At 66.7% G+C, this 20126-nt stretch carries 16 protein-coding genes; 10 read left to right on the top strand and 6 right to left on the bottom strand.

Annotation, left to right across the window (positions count from 1 at the left end):
- Nucleotides 1-102 precede the first annotated feature (102 nt).
- The 10 genes from uvrA (at nt 103) to E3O48_RS03970 (ending at nt 11587) form a co-directional block, all read left to right on the top strand.
- Nucleotides 103-2970, top strand: coding sequence for an excinuclease ABC subunit UvrA (gene uvrA, locus E3O48_RS04015; RefSeq protein ID WP_134537390.1), 2868 nt, complete (start codon nt 103-105; stop codon nt 2968-2970).
- Nucleotides 2971-2989: 19 nt separating this feature from the next.
- The gene (gene uvrC, locus E3O48_RS04010) at nt 2990-4864 is read left to right on the top strand and encodes an excinuclease ABC subunit UvrC (RefSeq protein WP_134537389.1); all 1875 of its coding nucleotides are present in this window, start codon (nt 2990-2992) and stop codon (nt 4862-4864) included.
- 65 nt (nt 4865-4929) lie between these two features.
- Nucleotides 4930-5805: an RNase adapter RapZ gene (gene rapZ, locus E3O48_RS04005; RefSeq protein WP_134506634.1), complete on the top strand. Its 876-nt coding sequence runs from the start codon at nt 4930-4932 to the stop codon at nt 5803-5805.
- Nucleotides 5806-5896: 91 nt separating this feature from the next.
- Complete coding sequence (whiA, locus tag E3O48_RS04000) at nt 5897-6877, top strand: DNA-binding protein WhiA (protein ID WP_134506923.1); 981 nt, start codon at nt 5897-5899, stop codon at nt 6875-6877.
- A 105-nt stretch (nt 6878-6982) separates the two neighbouring features.
- Nucleotides 6983-7609: a superoxide dismutase gene (locus E3O48_RS03995; RefSeq protein ID WP_134506632.1), complete on the top strand. Its 627-nt coding sequence runs from the start codon at nt 6983-6985 to the stop codon at nt 7607-7609.
- Between the two features lie 86 nt (nt 7610-7695).
- Nucleotides 7696-8700, top strand: coding sequence for a type I glyceraldehyde-3-phosphate dehydrogenase (gene gap / locus E3O48_RS03990; protein WP_134537388.1), 1005 nt, complete (start codon nt 7696-7698; stop codon nt 8698-8700).
- Between the two features lie 12 nt (nt 8701-8712).
- Entirely contained in the window at nt 8713-9927 is a 1215-nt protein-coding gene (gene pgk / locus E3O48_RS03985; RefSeq protein WP_134537387.1) for a phosphoglycerate kinase, read from the top strand.
- Nucleotides 9918-10718, top strand: coding sequence for a triose-phosphate isomerase (gene tpiA, locus E3O48_RS03980; RefSeq protein ID WP_134537386.1), 801 nt, complete (start codon nt 9918-9920; stop codon nt 10716-10718). Before pgk ends, tpiA begins: the two co-directional genes overlap by 10 nt.
- Before the next feature lie 130 nt (nt 10719-10848).
- Nucleotides 10849-11100: a preprotein translocase subunit SecG gene (gene secG, locus E3O48_RS03975; RefSeq protein WP_134506624.1), complete on the top strand. Its 252-nt coding sequence runs from the start codon at nt 10849-10851 to the stop codon at nt 11098-11100.
- A gap of 118 nt (nt 11101-11218) precedes the next feature.
- Nucleotides 11219-11587 (top strand): RNA polymerase-binding protein RbpA, encoded by a 369-nt coding sequence (locus E3O48_RS03970; protein ID WP_134506622.1) that lies wholly within the window; start codon nt 11219-11221, stop codon nt 11585-11587.
- 118 nt (nt 11588-11705) lie between these two features.
- Here the strand turns inward: E3O48_RS03970 and pgl are convergent, their stop codons facing one another.
- Genes pgl through tkt form a run of 6 tightly spaced genes read right to left on the bottom strand, consistent with a single transcriptional unit; the run spans nt 11706 to nt 19929 of the window.
- Complete coding sequence (gene pgl, locus E3O48_RS03965) at nt 11706-12476, bottom strand: 6-phosphogluconolactonase (RefSeq protein ID WP_134537385.1); 771 nt, start codon at nt 12474-12476, stop codon at nt 11706-11708.
- Nucleotides 12473-13441, bottom strand: coding sequence for a glucose-6-phosphate dehydrogenase assembly protein OpcA (locus E3O48_RS03960; protein WP_134506618.1), 969 nt, complete (start codon nt 13439-13441; stop codon nt 12473-12475). Before E3O48_RS03960 ends, pgl begins: the two co-directional genes overlap by 4 nt.
- Complete coding sequence (zwf, locus tag E3O48_RS03955; protein WP_134506616.1) at nt 13438-14979, bottom strand: glucose-6-phosphate dehydrogenase; 1542 nt, start codon at nt 14977-14979, stop codon at nt 13438-13440. Before zwf ends, E3O48_RS03960 begins: the two co-directional genes overlap by 4 nt.
- Before the next feature lie 60 nt (nt 14980-15039).
- On the bottom strand, nt 15040-16647 hold the full coding sequence (locus E3O48_RS03950) for a glucose-6-phosphate isomerase (protein WP_134537384.1): 1608 nt from the start codon (nt 16645-16647) through the stop codon (nt 15040-15042).
- The gene (tal, locus tag E3O48_RS03945; RefSeq protein ID WP_134506612.1) at nt 16644-17777 is read right to left on the bottom strand and encodes a transaldolase; all 1134 of its coding nucleotides are present in this window, start codon (nt 17775-17777) and stop codon (nt 16644-16646) included. The genes E3O48_RS03950 and tal overlap by 4 nt, the downstream gene beginning before the upstream one ends.
- 58 nt (nt 17778-17835) lie before the next feature.
- A complete protein-coding gene (gene tkt, locus E3O48_RS03940) occupies nt 17836-19929 on the bottom strand; it encodes a transketolase (protein WP_134537383.1) in 2094 nt (697 codons plus the stop codon).
- Between the last annotated feature and the right edge of the window lie 197 nt (nt 19930-20126).

Genomic DNA, 20126 nt, shown 5'->3' with positions numbered 1-20126 from the left:
CTCGGCAACGGCCCGGCGAAAACGCGCACTGTCGAACATGTGTTCGCTCAGGGCGTGGTGATGTCGCACCGGAGTGTGGGCGGCACTGCATAGACTCGAACGGTGTCAATTTCCAAGGTAGAGTCCGGGTCAAAACTCAGTGTTCGCGGCGCACGGGTGCACAATCTGCACAACGTGGACCTGGAGATCCCTCGGGATTCCCTCGTGGTCTTCACCGGCCTGTCCGGGTCGGGCAAGTCATCGCTCGCCTTCGACACCATTTTCGCGGAGGGCCAGCGCCGCTACGTCGAGTCGTTGTCCGCCTATGCGCGCCAGTTCCTCGGCCAGGTCGACCGCCCCGACGTCGATTTCATCGAGGGGCTCAGCCCGGCCGTCTCGATCGACCAGAAGTCCACCAACCGCAACCCACGGTCCACGGTCGGCACGATCACCGAGGTGTACGACTACATGCGACTGCTGTGGGCGCGGATCGGTGTGCCGCATTGCGCCGTCTGCGGTGAGGTCATCCAGGCCCAGACCGTGCAGCAGATCGCCGACCAGCTGATGGAGCTGGAGGCCGGCATCCGCTACCAGGTGCTCAGCCCCGTCGTGTCGCAGAAGAAGGGCGAGTTCGTCGACCTGTTCAAGGAACTCGCCGCCGGCGGTTATTCGCGGGCGATCGTCGACGGCACGCAAATCCAGCTCAACGAGCCGCCCGTGCTCAAGAAGCAGATCAAGCACGACATCTCCGTGGTCGTCGACCGGCTCGTTGCCGGGCCGGAACTGCTCAGCCGGCTCACCGACTCCCTCGAGACGGCGCTCAAGCTGACCGACGGCATCGTGCAGATCAATTACGTCGACGGCGAGGGCGACGACGCCTGGCAGAGCTATTCGGAGAAGCTCTCCTGCCCGAACAACCACCCCGTGCAACTGACCGAGATCGAACCGCGCACCTTCTCGTTCAACGCGCCGTTCGGCGCCTGCCCCGAGTGCTCCGGGCTCGGCACGCGCATGTCCGTCGACGCCGACCTGCTGCTCGGCGACCCGGAGCTCAGCATCGCCGACGGCGTCGTGCTGCCGTGGACCACCCAGGGCAAGGGCCTCTTCCAGTACTACGAGAAGCTCCTCGACGGGCTCTCCCGCGACCTCGACTTCTCCCTCGACACCCCCTGGGGCGAGCTGCCCGCCGAGGTGCAGAACGCCGTGCTCCGCGGCGACAACTTCGAGGTCAAGGTGAAATGGAAGAACCGCTACGGCCGGGAGATGAGCTACACCTCCGGATTCGAAGGCGTCGTGCCCTACATCGAACGCCAGTACCTCCAGGCCGAATCCGACACCCAGCGGGCACGCTGGGGTGAGTACCTGCGTGAGGTCGACTGCCCGGTCTGTTCCGGCACCCGGCTCAAGCCTGAAGTCCTCGCCGTGCTGGTGCACGGGTCGAGCATCGCGGATGTCTGCAACCTCAGCCTCACCGACGCCCGCGGTTTCATGAACAAACTGGAGCTCACCGACCGCGAATCGACCATCGCGGCGCAGGTGCTCCGGGAGATCAAGGCCCGGCTGGACTTCCTGATCCGGGTCGGCCTGAACTACCTCAACCTGGCCAGGGCCGCCGCGACGCTGTCCGGCGGTGAGGCGCAGCGCATCCGTCTCGCCACCCAGATCGGCTCAGGCCTCACCGGCGTGCTCTACGTGCTCGACGAACCGAGCATCGGGCTGCACCAGCGGGACAACCGCCGGCTGATCGAGACCCTGGTGGCCCTGCGCGACCTCGGCAACACCCTGATCGTCGTCGAGCACGACGAAGACACCATCAAGACCGCGGACTGGATCGTCGACATCGGTCCGGGCGCCGGCGTCAACGGCGGCCATGTCGTGCACTCCGGCTCCTACGAGAGCCTGCTGACCAACAAGAAGTCGCTGACCGGCGACTACCTGGCGGGCCGCAAGGTCATTCCCACGCCGAGTACGCGACGCGAGATCGACCCGGCCCGTGAGATCACCGTGGTCGGTGCCGAGGCGAACAACCTCCGCAAGGTGTCGGTGAGCTTCCCCCTCGGCACCTTCACCGCCGTCACCGGGGTCAGCGGCTCCGGCAAGTCGTCCCTGGTCAACGACATCCTCTACCGGGTCCTCGCCAACCGGCTCAACGGCGCACGCAAGCTGCCCGGAAGGCACACCAGGGTCACCGGCCTCGACCACCTGGACAAGGTCATCCACGTCGACCAGGCTCCGATCGGGCGGACCCCCCGTTCCAACCCGGCCACCTACACGGGCGTCTTCGACAAGATCCGCACCCTGTTCTCCGAAACGATCGAGGCGAAGGCGCGGGGCTACCTGCCGGGCCGGTTCAGTTTCAACGTCAAGGGCGGCCGTTGTGAGGCCTGCTCGGGCGACGGCACGATCAAGATCGAGATGAACTTCCTGCCCGACGTCTACGTCGCGTGCGAGGTATGCGGGGGAGCGCGGTACAACCGGGACACCCTCACCGTGCACTACAAGGGCAAGAACATCGCCGAGGTGCTCGACATGCCCATCAGTGAGGCGGCGGAGTTCTTCGAGCCGATCTCCGCCATCCATCGATTCCTCAAGACCCTCGTCGAGGTGGGCCTCGGCTACGTGCGGCTCGGCCAGAGCGCCACCACCCTCTCCGGCGGTGAGGCGCAACGAGTCAAGCTCGCAACGGAGCTGCAGCGCCGCTCCAACGGCCGCAGCGTCTATGTACTTGACGAGCCGACCACCGGGCTGCACTTCGAAGACGTGCGCAAGCTCCTGCTCGTGCTGAACAGCCTCGTCGACAAGGGCAACACCGTCATCGTGATCGAACACAACCTCGACGTCATCAAGTCCGCGGACTGGGTGATCGACCTCGGCCCCGAGGGCGGGTCCGGCGGCGGCCGGGTGCTCGCGACCGGCACTCCGGAGCATGTGGCCACCGTCAAGAAGAGCCACACCGGGAAGTTCCTCAAGGAGGTCCTGGCGGCGCAGTAGGCGCAGACCAGGGGAGGCCATGTCCGACGCGCTGAGTTACCGCCCCAAGGCGGGCGAGATCCCGACCCGCCCGGGGGTGTACCGGTTCCGTGACGAAACCGGACGCGTGCTCTATGTCGGCAAGGCGAAGAACCTCCGGGCCCGGCTGAGCAACTACTTCGCGCCGCTGGGCAGCCTGCACGAACGCACCAGGCGGATGGTCACCACGGCCAATTCCGTGGAGTGGACGGTCGTCGGCACCGAGGTTGAGGCGCTGCAACTCGAGTGGACCTGGATCAACGAGTTCGATCCTCCCTTCAACGTGCAGTTCAAGGACGACAAGTCCTACCCCTACCTGGCGGTCACCCTGGCCGACGAGGCGCCCCGTGCGCTTGTCACCCGCACCACCGGCATCCGCGGTGCGCGCTACTTCGGGCCGTACCCGAAGGTGTGGGCGGTGCACGACACCATCGAGCTGATGCTCAAGGCGTTCCCGATCCGCACCTGCAACAACGCCAATTACAAGCGGGCGATGCAGTCCGGCAAGCCCTGCTTCGCCGGTCAGATCGGGCGGTGCTTCGGACCGTGCTCCGGTACGGTGACCATCGAGGAACACCGCGTCATCGTGAACGAATTCGTGAGCTTCCTGGGCAGTCAGGACCGCAAACTGATCAACCGGCTGACCAATGAGATGAAAGTCGCCGCGGCCGAACAGCAGTACGAGACGGCGGCCAAACGGCGTGACCAGATCCGCGCCCTCGATGCGGTCCTCGAGAAGAGCGCCGTCGTCCTGCGCGACAACGTCGACATCGACCTGTTCGCGTTCGACGAGGACGAGCTCGCGGCCGCCGTCCAGCTGTTCATCGTGCGCGGCGGACGGATCCGGGGTGTCCGCGGCTGGATGGTCGACAAGGAACTCGATCTGTCCACCAGCGAACTCATCGACTCGATCATGCAGACCGCGTACGGCGGGGATGCCGTGCCGCCTCGGGAGATCGTGGTGCCCGAGCTGCCCGACGACGCCGAGGCACTCGAGGGCTGGCTTGCCGGCATTGCCGGGCGAAGGGTGCGGATCCTCGCCGCCCAGCGAGGCGACAAGGCGGCCCTTCTCGAGACGGCGACGCAGAACGCCAAGCACGCCCTGATGCTCTATAAGACCCGGCGAAGTTCTGACTTCGTGGCGCGCTCCAAGGCGTTGGAGGACATCCAGGAGGCCCTGGGGATGCCGTCAGCGCCGCTTCGGATGGAGTGTTACGACGTGTCGCACCTGGGCGGAACGAACATTGTCGCCTCGATGGTCGTCTTCGAGGACGGGCTGCCCCGCACCGACGAATACCGCCGGTTCGGCATCCCGGAGTCGACCGACGACACCGACTCCATTTACCGCACGCTGACCCGGCGTCTGGCCTATCTGATCCCCGATGACGAAACGGAAGCGCCCGGCGACGACGACGCCGGGACGCCGGTCAAGCGGCGCAAGTTCCGCTACCAGCCCAATCTGCTCATCGTCGACGGCGGGCAGCCGCAGGTCACGGCCGCGGCCCGTGCGCTCCGGGAATCGGGTGTCACCGGCATCACCCTCTGCGGCATCGCCAAGCGGCTCGAGGAGATCTGGCTGCCGGACTCCGACTACCCCGTCATCCTGCCCAGGAACAGCGACGCGTTGTTCCTGATCCAGCGGATCAGGGACGAGGCGCACAGGTTTGCGATCACCCATCAACGGGCCAGGCGCAAACGGGACATCTCCACCGTCCTCGGCGAGATCCCGGGCCTCGGCCCTGCGAGAGTCAAGGTTCTGCTGCAGCATTTCGGCTCGGTGGCGCGTTTGAAAGAAGCCTCCGCGGAGTCGATCGCCGAGGTTCGGGGGATCGGCCCCGGCCTCGCGGCCACGATCCATCAGCACTTGCGCGCCTGAAGGCCCCGGCCGGTCGGTAGGCTGGACACGCGATATCCACCACAACCGAAGGCGTCAGAGCGAATATGACAACGGAGAACGACAAGCAGGAGATGCTTATCGTGACGGGCATGTCCGGAGCGGGACGCTCGACCGTGGCCAACGCGCTGGAGGACCTCGGCTGGTACGTCGTGGACAACCTGCCCCCGCAGATGCTGCGGCCGCTGGTGGAACTGGTCAGCCGGGCCGGCACCAGCCTGCCGAAGATCGCCGCCGTCGTCGATATCCGCGGCCGGGGCTTCTTCACTGATTTCCAGGAGATCGTCCAGTCACTGCGCAAGAGCGCCCGCGTGCGGGTCATCTTCCTCGAGGCCCGGGATGATGTGCTCGTGCGCCGGTTCGAGTCGGTGCGCAGGCCGCATCCGCTCCAGGGCGACGGCACCATCCTCGACGGGATTTCGGCCGAGCGCAGCAAACTCAGCGCCGTCCGGGAATCCTGCGATCTGGTGATCGACACCTCGGACCTGAATATCCATCAACTGGCCACGACGATCACCGACCGGTTCGCGGCGGCTGACACCGCCGGGGTCAACGTCACCCTGATGAGCTTCGGCTTCAAGTACGGCCTGCCCACGGATGTCGACATGGTCGCCGACGTGCGTTTCCTGCCGAATCCCTTCTGGATCCCCGAGCTCCGCGCACACACCGGACAGGACGCCGAAGTCCGTGACTTCGTACTCGCCCAGACCGGCGCGGTGGAGTTCCTGGACAACTATGCGGCGGCACTGGAACCTGTCCTCGCCGGCTACCAGCGCGAGAACAAACGCCACGTGACGATCGCGGTCGGCTGCACCGGAGGCAAGCACCGTTCGGTGGCGATGTCGGCCGAGATCGCCAGCCGGATCAAGAACTTTCCCGGGGTAGCGGTCAGTCTCAAAAACCGCGACCTCGGACGAGAATAACCACGGCCGACGGTGCCTGGAAACAGCCACCGGGCCCAGCCAGAACAACTCCCGGCCGGGACAAGGCCAGGACAACAGAATGGACAAGCGATTGGCACTCACGGCCGACGTTAAAGACGAACTCGCTCGCGTCGAGGTTTCGAAGACCACGGTTCGGGCTGCGGAACTGGCCACCATCCTCCGGTTTTCCGGCGGACTGCACATGATCTCCAGCCGGATCGCCATCGAATCCGAGCTCGACACCGCACTCCTCGCCCGCCGCGTTCGCAAGGACCTGGCCGAGCTGTACGGGGTGCGCAGCGACGTCTCCGTCATCGCGGCCTCCGGGCTACGCAGGACGAGTCACTTCCTTGTGCGCGTCCTCGACGGGGGAGAGACCCTGGCCAGGCAGACCGGTCTCCTGGACGCCAGGCGGCGTCCGATCCGCGGGCTGCCGAACCGGCTGACCACAGGGTCGAAGGAAGAGATCGCCGCCGTCTGGCGGGGTGCCTTCCTGGCCCACGGCTCATTGACCGACCCGGGGCGCTCCGCCGCCCTCGAAATCACCTGCCCGGGCAACGAAGCGGCGATGGCCCTGGTCGGTGCGGCGGGGCGCCTGGGCGTGGTCGCCAAGGCGAGGGAGGTGCGCGGCGTCCACCGGGTGGTCATCCGCGACGGCGACGCGATCGGCGCGATGCTCGTGCACATGGGCGCCCAGGACACCGTGCTCAACTGGGAGGCACTCCGTCAGCGCCGTGAGGTGCGAGCCACCGCCAACCGGCTCGTCAACTTCGACGACGCCAACCTCCGCCGGTCCGCGCAGGCCGCCGTCGCAGCCTGCGCCCGGGTTCAGCGGGCCATGGAGATCCTCGGCACCGACATTCCCGAGCACCTGCGCTACGCGGGGGAGTTGCGCCTCTCCTTCCGGGATTCAAGCCTTGACGAGCTCGGCCACCACGCAGACCCGCCGATGACCAAGGACGCCGTCGCCGGCAGGATCCGCCGGCTGCTCGCGATGGCGGACAAGAAGGCAGCGGACCAGGGAATCCCCGGAACCGACGCCGATCTGCCCTCCGACCTCGACGAGGCCTGATTCCGCCGTTCGTCACGCGGCCAGCGCGACCTGAGTAGACTAGATAGGTCGCTCACTAACTGGTGGCGGAGCATTTGCCGCCGACAAATTCAGAGGAGATACACATTGGCTGAATACACACTCCCGGCCCTCGCCTACGACTACTCGGCGCTCGCGCCGAGCATCAGCGGCACCATCATGGAACTCCACCACAGCAAGCACCACCAGGCCTATGTGACCGGGGCCAACACCGCCCTCGCTCAGCTGGCCGAGGCCCGTGATTCCGGGCAGTTGACCTACGTCAACAAGCTTGAGAAGGACCTCGCCTTCAACCTGGGCGGGCACGTCAACCACTCGATCTTCTGGACCAACCTCTCCCCGGACGGCGGCGACAAGCCCACCGGCGACCTGGCCAGCGCCATCGACGACAACTTCGGGTCCTTCGACAAGTTCCAGGCCCACTTCGCGGCCACCGCGCTCGGCGTGCAGGGATCCGGCTGGGCTGTGCTCGCCTGGGACTCGATCGGCCAGCGTCTGATCATCCAGCAGTTCTTCGACCAGCAGGCCAACTTCGCCGCCGGCACGATCCCGGTGCTGATGCTGGACGTCTGGGAGCACGCGTACTACCTCGACTACCGCAACGTGCGTGCGGACTACGTGAAGGCATTCTGGAACATCGTCAACTGGGCGAACGTCCAGGAACGCTTCACGATCGCACGCGAAAAGACCAACGGGCTGCTCCTGCTCTCATAGCAGGACCGGCCCCCTCGCGGGGGCCGGCACCCCGTCCAGTTCACCCACAAGAAACGCGCCTCGGCGCACAAGATTAGGAGACATTCGTGTCTGTAAAGATCGGTATTAACGGATTTGGCCGCATTGGCCGTAATTATCTTCGCGCCGCCCTCGCCCAGGGCAGCGACATTGAGATCGTCGCCGTGAACGACCTCACCGACACGAAGACGCTGGCTCACCTCCTTAAATATGACTCCATCACCGGGCGCCTTGCCGCAACCGTCTCGGTTGACGGCGACTCGATCCTCGTCAACGGCAAGCCGATTAAGGTCCTCGCCGAGCGCGACCCGGCCAACCTCCCCTGGGGTGCGCTGGGCGTCGACATCGTCATCGAGTCCACCGGTCGTTTCACCAAGGCTGACGACGCGCGCAAGCACATCACCGCCGGCGCCAAGAAGGTCATCGTCTCCGCTCCCGCCACCGGCGAGGTTGCGACGATCGTCATGGGCGTCAACGAGCAGGACTACGACCCGGCCAAGTTCGACATCATCTCCAACGCGTCGTGCACCACGAACTGCCTCGCGCCGCTTGCCAAGGTCTTCAACGACAACTTCGGCATCAAGTCCGGTCTGATGACCACGATCCACGCGTACACAGCCGACCAGAACCTTCAGGATGGCCCGCACTCCGACCTGCGCCGCGCTCGCGCCGCCGCTGTCAACATCATCCCGACCTCGACCGGTGCCGCCAAGGCGCTCGGAATCGTGCTCCCGGAGCTCAAGGGAAAGCTTGACGGCTTCGCACTTCGCGTGCCGGTTCCCACCGGCTCCATCACCGACCTGACCGTCATCGCGGAACGCCCGGTGACCGTCGAAGCCATCAAGGCCGCCTACAAGGCAGCAGCCGAGGGTCCCCTCAAGGGCATCCTGATGTACACCGAAGACGAGATCGTCTCCAGCGACATCGTCACCGACCCGCACTCGTCCATCTTCGATGCCGGCCTGCTGCGCGTCATCGGCGACCAGGTCAAGCTGTCGTCCTGGTACGACAACGAGTGGGGCTACTCCAACCGCATGGTTGACCTCACCGAACTCGTCGCCAAGAGCCTCTAACCGAGGCCCGCGGTGACACTTCGAACAATCGAATCACTGGGGCAGCTCCACGGCAAGCGCGTCATCGTCCGTTGCGATCTCAATGTTCCGTTGAAAGACGGAGAGATCACGGACGATGGCCGCGTTCGCGCGTCCCTGCCCACCATCAAGGCGCTGCTCGTCCAGGGCGCCCGAGTCGTGATCGTCTCTCACCTCGGCCGACCCAAGGGTGCACCGGAAGACAGGTTTAGCCTGGCTCCGGTCGCAGCACGCCTGGCTGAGCTGCTGGGCAGCGAGGTCGCGTTCGCCACCGACACCGTCGGCGAGTCCGCGACGGCTGCCGTCGCGGCCCTGGCTGACGGTGACGTCGTCGTGCTTGAGAACCTCCGTTTCAACCCGGGGGAGACCAGCAAGGTCGACGCCGAACGCGTTGCGTTCGCCAACGAGCTCGCCGTTCTCGGTGACGTGCTCGTCTCGGACGGCTTCGGTGTCGTCCACCGCAAGCAGGCCAGCGTGTTCGACCTGGCATCGATCCTGCCGAGCGCCGCCGGTCTCCTGATCGCCGCCGAGCTCGAGGTCCTCGATCGTCTCACCGAGAAGCCGGAGGCGCCCTACACGGTCGTCCTCGGTGGCTCGAAGGTGTCGGACAAGCTCGGCGTGATCGGTCACCTCCTGCCGCGGGTCAACTCGCTGCTCATCGGTGGCGGAATGCTCTACACGTTCCTCGCGGCTCAGGGCCACAAGGTGGGCGCGAGCCTGCTCGAGGCCGACCAGATCGAAACCGTCCGCGGTTACCTGGTCGAGGCCGAGCGCCTGGGTGTGAAGATCGTCCTCCCGACGGATGTCGTCGTGGCGGCGAAGTTCGCACCCGATGCTGAGCACGTGATCACCACGGCCGACTCGATCGAGGACACCGCATTCGGTGCCTCCGGTATGGGTCTGGACATCGGGCCGGAGACGGCCGCGGCCTTCGCCGCGATCATCAGCTCGTCGAAGACGGTGTTCTGGAACGGCCCCATGGGCGTGTTCGAGTTCGCACCGTTTGCGGAGGGCACCCGTGTGGTGGCCGCCGCCCTGACTGAGGTCGATGGGCTGAGCGTCGTCGGAGGTGGCGATTCCGCCGCCGCCGTGCGCACGCTCGGGTTCACGGACGATCAGTTCGGTCACATCTCAACCGGCGGTGGCGCCAGCCTCGAATTCCTCGAGGGCAAGCGCCTACCAGGACTGGAGGTCCTCGGATGGCAGTAAACGACTACCCGCGGCGCACCCCGTTGATCGCGGGCAACTGGAAGATGAACCTGGACCACCTCCAGGCCATCGCCTTCGTGCAGAAGCTGGCATGGAACCTCAAGGATGCGAAGCACGACTTCTCAGCCGTCGAGGTCGCCGTGTTCCCGCCGTTCACCGATCTTCGTTCGGTGCAGACGCTCGTGTCCGCTGACAAGCTCCCGCTCGCCTACGGCGCGCAGGACCTGTCGGCACAGGACTCCGGCGCCTACACCGGTGAGATCTCCGGCGCATTCCTGTCTCAGTTGGAGTGCCAGTACGTTCTGATCGGTCACTCCGAGCGGCGAACGCTGCACGGCGAGAACGACGAGCAGGTCGCGGCCAAGGTCAAGGCCGCACTGCGGCACAACCTGGTTCCGATCATCTGCGTTGGCGAGACCGCCGCGGACCTGGAACTGCACGGCCCCAGCGCCGTGCCGGTTGCGCAGTTGAAGGCGGCCCTGTCCGGCGTCTCCAACGCGGCGGACATCGTCGTGGCCTACGAGCCCGTCTGGGCGATCGGGTCCGGCCAGGCTGCCACTCCGGAGCAGGCCGAGCAGGTTGCGGCCCAGCTGCGCACCGTGCTGAAGGACACCCTCGGGGAAGATGTGGCCGCAAAGACCCGCATCCTCTACGGCGGTTCCGTCAAGGGCGTCAACATCGCCGGCTACATGCGCGAGCCCAATGTGGATGGCGCCCTCGTCGGCGGAGCAAGCCTGGACATCGATGAGTTCTCCAGCATCGTGCGTTTTCAGAAGCACGTTGGTCTGTAGCGCCGGTCACACCGTTTGAGGCAACCCGCCGTCCCCGAATCGGGGGACGGCGGGTTGTGACGTGAGTCAGGCTATGATTATCACTGATCTTGGTGGGGCAAGTGCCCCATCGCACTGTGAAAGGTTTCGCGTGGGTATTCTCCAGGTAGTGCTGCAGGTTTTGCTCGGCATTACGAGCCTCCTGCTCACCATGCTCATTCTGTTGCACAAGGGGCGTGGCGGCGGACTGTCCGACATGTTCGGCGGCGGTGTGACCTCGAACCTCGGCGCTTCCGGCGTCGCCGAACGAAACCTCAACCGCATCACCGTCATCCTGGGACTCCTGTGGATCTCGTGCATCGTCGTCCTCGGACTGATCACGAAGTTCGGCGTGGGTCTCTGATCCACTTCGCGAGGCCGGGGTTGATTCCCGGCCGAACGAATTCTGCACGACCCGTTCACGTCAACATTGGCTGAAACGGCCGATCAGCTTCAACGCCCCTTTCTAGCGGAGGAACATCATGGCATCTGGTGGCAGCGCAATTCGTGGCTCCCGTGTAGGAGCTGGCCCCATGGGTGAGCAGGACCGCGGTTTCCACGCGGACCGGATCAGGGTTTCCTACTGGGACGCCCTCGGCAATGAGACGGTCCGGTACTTCGCGGCGAACCTCCCGGACGACGAAATCCCGGAGACCATCGACTGCCCGTCATCAGGCCTGCCTGCGGGGCGCGACAAGGAGAACCCGCCGTCGGTGGTGAAGCTCGAGCCGTACAAGACGCACCTCGCCTACGTGAAGGAGCGTCGCACTGAGGAGGAAGCCGAATCCCTCCTCGAAGAGGCGCTGCAGCAGTTGCGGGTTCGTCGCGGGAAGCTCTCCGCCACCAACTAGCATCCCGGCCGTCCGGTCCCAGGTTCCGGAAGACACAGAGAGGGCCCCGATATATCGGGGCCCTCTCTTTTCTTGCCGCTCTTTTGGGCCGGCTCGCGTAGCCCGCTTCAGAGTCCAGTCAGAAGGTCGACGCGGTGAGGTTCTCCGGGACCTCCGCGGCGGCTTCCCGGTCAACGAAGAAGTTCGTGTATCGGCGTCCCTTGATCCCGGCCACGGGAACCTCGTCACGGCTCGCGCCGGCGAGGGCGAGCCCGAGGGCGGATGCCTTGTCCGGCCCGGCGAGGACCATCCAGATGCACCGGGATGAGTTGAGGGCGGGCCTGCTCAGGCTGAGTCGTTCCGCGGGGGGCTTGGGCGATTCCCGCACGGCGAGCACACTCGCCTCCGACTCCCTGATCCCGGGCTGGTGCGGGAAGAGCGAGGCGACGTGTCCGTCCGGTCCGACGCCCAGGAACGTGATATCAAAGCGCGGAAGGGCAGTGCCCTCGATCGACGCGGCCTCGAGTTGGGCCGCGTAGGCTGCGGCGGCGGAATCCAGATCGGTGCCCTCGTCCGAGGCCGCGAAGGGATGGATGTTCGCCGCGGGGACCGCGATGTGGTCGAGGAGTGCGTTCCGCGCCTGCAGCTCGTTGCGTTCGGGGTCGTTCTTCGGCACCCAGCGCTCGTCACCCCACCAGAAGGTGACCAGGTCCCAATCGATGGTGTCCCTGGCTGCGGAGGCGTTGATCGCCTCGAGCACCTCGTTGGCGACGGAGCCGCCCGCGAGGACCACATTGATCTCACCCTGCTCATGCAGGATGTCCACGGCCGTCGTGATGAATCGAGCCGCCACCGACGCCGCGAGGGCGGCCCGGTCCGGGTGTACGAGTACGCGTCGTTCGTTGGTCACGGTCGTCCTTCGGTTTGATCTGCGACCACATCGTCAAGGTGCGGGAGGCCGCGCGTGATGACCTCACCATACAACTCATCAGGGTCGAGTCGGCGCAGCTCGTCGCTGAGGCAGTCGCGGAGACTGCGCCGTTTGAGGGTGAGGTCCTGCACCGGCTGGCCCGGCTGAGTGAGGGTGGCGATGCCGGGCACCTCCCGCTCGAGCGAGATCACGCCGGCCGCTCGGGTGAGGTGCACGCCGCGGATACCGCTGGACAGGGGATCGGTGGTGAACTCGTAGCTGACCGGAACCTGCAGCTGCAACTGGAGCCAGGCGGCCAGCAGGGCGGTCGACGGGGAATCTGACGCACCGGACACCTGAACGGCCGTGACCGGCAGGTAGGGCGGCTGGTCGAGGACCGCGGCGAGCTGGGCTCGCCACAAGGTCAGCCGGGTCCAGGCGAAGTCGGTGTCGCCGGGGCGATAGGAGGTGCAGAGGTGATGCAGCGCGGCTTGCGGGTCGAGCTGCGCGGACGCGTCCGTGATCCGGCGGTAGGCGATGCGTCCGAGCGGGGACTCGGCGGGCACGGCCGGGGCCACACCGGGCCACCAGGCCACGACGGGAGCATCCGGCAGCAGCAGGCCGGTGACCAGGCTCTCCGGGTCGCTGGCGGCCTCGCCGTAGGCGCGGAGCACGATGACCTCGCTTGCGCCGGCGTCGCCGCCGACCCGGATCTCCGCGTCGATGCGTGCTGTCGTGGCGAGACCCTTGTCATCGAGCGCCTGGGTGGACACGACGATGACCCGCATCGGGTGCTCGCGGGACGCGTCGTTCGCGGCCTCGATGGCCTCCTCTTCATGGCCCATCGTCGACGCGATGATCAGGGTGAGGACCCGGCCGAGAGCGACCGCGCCGCCCTCTTCGCGGATCCTGACCAGGGCCTTGGAGATCTTGGAGGTGGTGGTGTCGGGAAGATCGACGATCATGGGCGTCTCCAGTGTCGGCCGTCGCGAGACAGCAGTTCATCGGCTGAGGCCGGGCCCCAGGTTCCCGGACGGTACTGCTCCGGTTGTCCCTGCTCGGCCCAGAACTCCTCGATCGGATCGAGGATCTTCCAGGACAGTTCCACCTCTTCATGCCGGGGGAAGAGGGGCGGGTCGCCGAGGAGCACGTCGAGGATCAGGCGCTCGTAGGCCTCCGGGCTGGCCTCGGTGAAGGCATGGCCGTAGCCGAAGTCCATGGTGACGTCCCGCACCTGCATGCCGACACCGGGCACCTTGGAACCGAAGCGAATGGTGACGCCCTCGTCGGGCTGCACCCGGATCACGAGTGCGTTCTGGCCGAGGTCGGCCGTGTTGCCCTTCGCAAAGAGATGCTGCGGCGCTCGCTTGAACACGACGGCGATCTCGGTGACGCGGCGTCCGAGGCGTTTGCCTGCCCGGAGGTAGAACGGCACCCCCGACCAGCGACGGGTGTCGATCGTGAGGCGGAGCGCCGCGTAGGTCTCGGTGACCGACTCGGGGTCCATGCCGTCCTCCTCGAGGAAGCCGAGGACCTTCTCCCCGCCCTGCCAGCCGCCGGCATACTGGCCCCTGGCCGTGCCGGTGGCGAGGTCTTCCGGCAGGCGGATCGACGCGAGCACCTTCTCCTTCTCGGTGCGCAGGTCTGCCGCGTCGAAGGAGATGGGCTCCTCCATCGCGGTGAGGGCCAGGAGCTGGAGCAGGTGGTTCTGGATCACGTCCCTGGCCGCGCCGATGCCGTCGTAGTAGCCGGCCCGGCCGCCGACGCCGATGTCCTCGGCCATCGTGATCTGCACGTGGTCGACGTAGTTGGCGTTCCAGATCGGTTCGTACAACTGGTTGGCGAAACGCAGCGCCAGAATGTTCTGGACCGTCTCCTTGCCCAGGTAGTGGTCGATCCTGAAGACGGAATCGGGAGGGAAGACCGACTCGACAACGTCGTTCAGTTCGCGCGCGGTCTGCAGGTCGCTGCCGAACGGCTTCTCGATCACGACACGCCGCCATTGCCCGTTCTTCTGTTCCGCCAGCCCGGACCGCCTGAGCTGCTCGGTCACCTGAGGGAAGGCCTTCGGCGGGATCGACAGGTAGAACGCGTGGTTGCCCATCGTTCCGCGTTCCTCATCGAGCGACGCGATCGTCTCCTTGAGACGTTCGAACGACTCGTCGTCGTCGAACGTCCCAGGAACGAAACGGATGCCCTCGGCCAGCTGCGCCCAGACATCCTCATGGAACTCGGTGCGGGCGAACTCCTTGACGGAGTCGTGCACCACCTGCATGAAGTCCTCGTTGTCCCAGTCCCGCCGGGCGAAGCCGACCAGGGCGAATCCGGGCGGCAGCAGGCCCCGGTTGGCCAGGTCGTAGACGGCCGGCATGAGTTTCTTCCGTGAGAGGTCTCCGGTCACGCCGAAAATGACGAGGCTGCTGGGCCCCGCAATTCGATTCAGGCGGTAGTCGGAGGGCGATCGCAGGGGATTGAACTCCGGGGTGATTTCCACCGGGGACATGCAGCTCCTTCAGGGTGTGGACAGCGGCGTGGCCGTGGCCGGCCGGGTGACGCGTTTCGGTTAGCGGAGGGCCGCGAACAGTGTGGCCACGTTCGCTTCCGGTTGGGTCAGTGTGAGCGTGAGCACTGGGCGACCGTGGTCGGCCAGAACGCTCGCGTCTCCGCTGGCCTGGGCCTGGATGAGCTCTCCGAACGTGAACGGGCGCTCCGGGATGTCCAGGTCGACGGGGGGAGTGGCGAGGATCTGCAGGAAGACGCCGGTGGCCGGGCCGCCCTTGTGCAGCTGGCCGGTCGAGTGCAGGAACCGAGGTCCCCACCCGAAGGTCACCGGGCGCTGGGACAGGGCCGCGAGCAGGTCGCGGATCTCGGCGAGCTGCGGCAGGGCCAGGCGGTTGACGTAGCCCTGCACGGACAGATAGCCGTCCGGGCCGAGCTCCTCCAGGAGCGCGTCGATGGCGGAGGCCAGGTCGCTGGCGGCCCCGATCACGTGGGCAGTGCCCCTGACCTCGATGCCGTCCGAGATGAACGCCGCGGGAACGGGTTCCGGGCGGGCGTCGAGCAGGCCGCGGGTGGCGATCTTGGCAGCCTCCACGTCGGGCTGATCGAAGGGGTTGATGCCGATCAGGCGCCCGGCGATGACGGTGGCGTACTCCCAGACCAGGAACTGCGCGCCGAGGGTTCCGCTGACGCGGATCTCATCCGCGCCGTCTCGGGCAGAGAAGACCTCCATCCCGGCGTCGGCGACGAGGCGCACGACCTGGACATCGGGGAGGTTCTCCGACAGCTCGGGGGCAGCCAGACCGAGGACGACCGGGAGGATGCCCTTTCCCTGTTTGCCGGTGGACTCGGCAATGAGCTGTTCGGCCCAGTCGGCGAAACCGACGATGTGGGTGCCGTCGGAGACGATCGCGAGCTTGTCTCGACGCGGCGTGGTCGCGGCGATCGCCGCACCGAGGATGAGCCCCGGGTTCTCCGGGCTGTCGACGGCAAGGGCGATCGAGATCGCCTCGGCCTCGTCGAGCAACTCATTGATGTCCACCCCGGCGAGCCCGGACGGCACCAGGCCGAAGGCGGTCAGCACGGAGAAGCGCCCGCCGACGGTGGGATCGGCGTTGAAGACGCGGTAACCGGCGGCGCGCGCGGACGCGTCCAGCGGGGAACCAGGGTCGGTGACGACGATGATCCGCTCGGCCGGGTCGATGCCGGCTTCGCGGAAGGCACGTTCGAACACGCGACGCTGGCTGTCGGTCTCCGCAGTCGAGCCCGACTTGGAGGAGACGACGAGCGCGGTGGCGGCAAGATGGTCGCCGAGTGCGGCGAGGACCTGACCTGGGTCGGTCGAGTCGAGCACCGTCAGGGGCACGCCGGCGGTGCGGGTGATGACCTCCGGCGCGAGCGAGGAGCCGCCCATGCCGGCCAGGGCGATCCGGTCCACTCCCTTGGCGCGCAGTTCGTCGCGCAGCGCCAGGATCTCGGGGATGAGCGGCCGGGAGACGGAAACCGACTCGGTCCAGCCGAGTCGCTTGGCAGCGTCGTCCTCGGCTTCCGGGCCCCAGAGGGCAGGGTCCAACGCGGTGATGCCGGATGCGACCATGTCGGCGACGAGGGTCGGGACCGTGCTGCGCACGGCGTCGGCGGCCGCGCCGCTGACCGAGATGCGGAAGCTCACAGTGCTGCTCCCGCGGTGGCCTTCGCGGCGTCGAGCGCGACGGAAACGGTTTCGAGGAGTTCGTTCCAGGAGACGATGAACTTGGCGACACCCTCCGCCTCGAGGACCTGGGTGACGTCCACGTAGGAGACGCCTTCGTTCGCGAGAGCGTCGAGTACGGCGTTGGCCTCGTCGTAGGCGCCGGTGACCGAGTCGGCGGGGATGACACCGTGGTCGAGCGTCGCCTCGAGCGTCTTCTCGGGCATCGTGTTGACGACCTCTGGTGCGACCAGGTTGGTCACGTAGAGGGTGTCCGGCAGGGTCGGGTCCTTGACGCCGGTGGACGCCCAGAGCGGGCGCTGCTTGTTGGCGCCGGCAGCGAGAAGGCCGAGGGCGCGCTCACTGGAGAAGGCCTGTTCGAAGACCTCGTAGGCCAGCTGGGCGTTGGCGACGCCGGCCTTGCTCTTGAGGGCGAGGGCCGCATCCGTGCCGATGGCTTCGAGGCGCTGGTTGATCTCGGTGTCGACGCGCGACACGAAGAACGAGGCCACGGAGTGGATCGTCGACAGGTCGAGGCCGGCCGAGCGGGCCTTCTCCAGGCCGGACAGGTAGGCGTTGATGACCTGGCGGTGACGCTCGAGGCTGAAGATCAGGGTGACGTTCACGCTGATGCCCTGCGCGATGGTCGCGGTGATCGCGTCGAGACCCTCGATGGTCGCCGGGATCTTGATCATGGCGTTGGGACGGTCCACCTTGGCCCAGAGTTCCTCAGCCTGGGCGACCGTGCCGGCCGCGTCGTGGGCGAGGCCGGGCTCGACCTCGATCGAGACCCGGCCGTCGACGCCGCGGGTGCCGTCGTAGACGGGGCGGAAGATGTCGCTGGCGGCCCGGACGTCGTCGGTCGTGATCTCGAAGACGGCCTCCTGCACGGTGGCGCCGGCGGCGGCGAGGGCCGCCACCTGCTCCACGTACGCGTCGCCCTTGCTGAGGGCGCCGGCGAAGATGGTCGGGTTGGTGGTCACACCGACGACGTTCTTCGTGTCGATCAGGTTCTGCAGGCCGCCGGAAACGATGCGTTCGCGGGACAGGTCATCGAGCCAAATGCTGACGCCGGCAGTGGATAGCTGGGCAAGGGGAGTGTTCTCGGTCATAGTGATTCTCCTAGTGAAGCGGGTGATTCAGGTGTGGGGGTGGGCGCCGTCGACGAGCTCAGAGGGCGGCGAGTGAATCCTTGGCGGCGGCGACGACGGCCTCCGTCGTGATACCGAATTCGCGGAACAGGGTCTTGTAATCCGCCGACGCGCCGAAGTGCTCGATGGAGATGCTGCGGCCGCGATCGCCGACGTACCTGTCCCAGGTCAACGCGATTCCCGCCTCGATCGATACCCGGGCCGTCACGGTTTTCGGAAGGACCGACTCGCGGTACTCCGCTGACTGCTCCGTGAACCATTCGAGGCTCGGCGCCGACACGACGCGGGCGTTGATGCCCTCAGCCTTCAGCGCTTCCCTGGCGGCCAGCGCCAGCTGCACCTCTGAACCGGTGCCGATCAGGATGACGTCGGGTGTGCCGTTGGCCGCCTCCGCCAGGATGTACGCGCCCTTGGCCACGTTCCGGGCCGAGGCGAGGACGTCGCCGGTTGCGTCGCCGTCGCCGCGGGTGAACACCGGGATGTTCTGGCGGGTCAGGACGATCCCGGCCGGACCGTTCCGGCGTTCAAGGATCGTCTTCCAGGCCCAGGACACCTCGTTGGCGTCGCCGGGGCGGACCACGTCGAGGCCGGGAATGGCGCGCAGGGTCGCAAGCTGCTCGATCGGCTGGTGGGTGGGACCGTCCTCGCCGAGGGCGACGGAATCGTGCGTCCAGACGAAGATCGAGGGGGCCTTCATCAGCGCGGCCAACCGGATCGCTGGGCGCATGTAGTCGCTGAAGATGAGGAACGTGCCACCGAAGGGGCGGGTGTTTCCGTGCAGCACGATGCCGTTGAGGATGGCGGCCATCGCGTGCTCACGGATGCCGAAGTGCAGCACCCGGCCGTACTCATTGCCCGTCCACTCGTGGGTGGAATGCTCGCCGGGAATGAACGAGGCGGCACCGCCGATGGTGGTGTTGTTCGACTCGGCGAGGTCGGCCGAGCCGCCCCAGAGTTCGGGGATGACGGCGCCGAGCGCGGTCAGGACCTTGCCGGATGCCGCGCGCGTCGACACCTCGGTGCCGCCTTCGAACACCGGAAGGGCCGCTTCGACGCCCTCGGGGAGTTCACCGGAAAGTACCCGGTCGAGCAGCGCCTTGCGCTCGGGGTTCGCCTCTGCCCACGCCAGGAACGCGGCATCCCAGTCGGAGTGCGCGGCCGCGCCGCGGACGAGCGCCTTGCGGGTGTGCTCGATGACCTCGTCGGCCACCTCGAAGGTCTGCTCCGGGTCGAAGCCGAGGATCACCTTGACGGCCCCCAGCTCGTCGGCGCCGAGCGCCGAACCGTGGATCTTGCCGGTGTTCTGCTTCTTCGGGCTGGGCCAGCCGATGATGGTCTTCAGGATGATCAGGGACGGCTTGTCGGTGACGCCCTGGGCGGCCTCGATCGCGTCGTTGAGCGCCTGCACGTCTTCAACATAGGAGCCCGTCTTCTTCCAGTCGACCGTCTGCACGTGCCAGTGATAGGCCTCGTAGCGGGCAGCGACGTCCTCGGTGAAGGCGATGTTGGTGTCGTCCTCGATCGAGATCTGGTTGCTGTCGTAGATCGCGATCAGGTTGCCGAGCTGCTGGTGGCCGGCCAGCGAGGACGCCTCGCTGGTGATGCCTTCCTGCAGGTCGCCGTCGCCGGCGATCACGTAGACGAAGTGGTCGAACGGGCTCGTGCCGGCCGGCGCCTCCGGGTCGAACATGCCGCGCTCGAAACGAGAGGCGTAGGCGAAGCCGACCGCGGAGGCCAGCCCCTGGCCGAGCGGGCCCGTGGTGATCTCGACACCGTCGGTGTGACCGTATTCGGGGTGGCCCGGCGTCTTCGAACCCCAGGTGCGAAGGGCCTTGAGGTCGTCGAGTTCGAGGCCGTAACCGCCGAGGTACAACTGCACGTACTGCGTGAGGGAGCTGTGTCCGACCGAGAGGATGAACCGGTCGCGGCCGATCCATTCGTTGTCGGCAGGGTCGCGGCGCATGACCTTCTGGAACAGCAGGTAGGCGGCGGGGGCGAGGCTCATCGCCGTCCCCGGGTGCCCGTTCCCGACCTTCTCGACGGCGTCGGCCGCGAGCAGACGTGCCGTGTCGACCGCCTTGTTGTCAATCGAATCCCACTGCAGTGCTGCCACTTGGTCTTGACCCTTCGTAGACAAAGGGGCAGGTTGTCGTGAACCCGCACCCATTGGATTGAGCGCGCCCGTGGACATCGACGTCATCCAAGCGTTGCGGCAGAGGCCCGACTTCGGTGGATCCGCGCATGCACCGAGATTGGCGAGCATCCCCAGTATATGCAGTCGTCGAGAAACGGCCGAGCGTTGTGACGGCG

This window comes from Cryobacterium sp. HLT2-28 (assembly GCF_004402495.1).
GTDB classification, from domain to species: Bacteria; Actinomycetota; Actinomycetes; order Actinomycetales; family Microbacteriaceae; genus Cryobacterium; species Cryobacterium mannosilyticum.
Note: the sequence above shows the minus strand (reverse complement) of the source record. Positions and strands in the feature narration are given on the sequence as shown.